The following is a 962-nucleotide window of genomic DNA, read 5'->3' as shown; positions in this document are numbered from 1 at the left end:
TTGGGTCGGGTGGTGGGTTTGGAGGTGCCGTTGCGGTGGGGTGGTTTGGTGGATTTGCCGGGGTTGTTGGGTGGGGGTGTGTGGGGTCGGTTGTGTGGGGTGTTGTCGGGTGGTGTTGGTGAGGATCAGGTGGCGTTGCGGTCGTCGGGTGTGTTTGTGCGGCGGTTGGTGCGTGCGGGTGTTGGTGGTGCGGGGGTGGGTGGTTTTCGGTTGTCGGGGACGGTGTTGGTGACGGGTGGTACGGGGGCGTTGGGTGCGCGGGTGGCGGTGTGGGCGGCGGGTGTGGGTGCGGAGCATGTGGTGTTGGTGAGTCGGCGTGGTGGTGGTGCGCCGGGTGTGGGGGAGTTGGTGGGGCGGTTGGAGGGGTTGGGGGTGCGGGTGTCGGTGGTGGCGTGTGATGTGGCGGATCGTGGTGCGGTGGCGGGGTTGTTGGCGGATTTGGTGGGTGCGGGTGAGCGGTTGCGGGCGGTGGTGCATGCGGCGGGTGCGGCGCAGTTGACGCCGTTGGGTGAGGTGGGTGTGGGTGAGGTGGAGGAGGTGTTGCGGGCGAAGGTTGGTGGTGCGGTGGTGTTGGATGAGTTGACTGCTGGCGTGGATCTTGATGCGTTTGTGGTGTTTTCGTCGATTGCGGGGGTGTGGGGTTCGGCGGGTCAGGTGGGGTATGCGGCGGCGAATGCGTTTTTGGATGGGTTGGTGGTGTCGCGGCGTGGGCGTGGGTTGGTGGGGACGTCGGTGGCGTGGGGGCCGTGGGCTGAGGCGGGTATGGCGGTGGGGGTGGCGGGTGAGCAGTTGAGTCGGCGTGGGTTGCCGGGGATGGCGCCGGAGTTGGCGGTGGTGGCGTTGCAGCGGGCGTTGGAGGTTGGTGAGGGTCAGGTGGTGGTGGCGGATGTGCGGTGGGATCGGTTCGTGCCGTCGTTCACGGCGTTGCGTCCGAGCCGCCTGTTCACCGACATCCCCGAAGC

General features: G+C 67.7%; 1 protein-coding gene. It reads left to right on the top strand.

The features are described from left to right. Nucleotides 1-9: 9 nt before the first annotated feature. On the top strand, nucleotides 10-962 hold a 953-nt coding region (locus V6V16_RS27725), incomplete at its 3' end, for a beta-ketoacyl reductase (protein WP_334566888.1).

This window comes from Micromonospora sp. CPCC 205561, assembly GCF_036906775.1.
GTDB lineage: Bacteria > Actinomycetota > Actinomycetes > Mycobacteriales > Micromonosporaceae > Micromonospora.
Note: the sequence above shows the minus strand (reverse complement) of the source record. Positions and strands in the feature narration are given on the sequence as shown.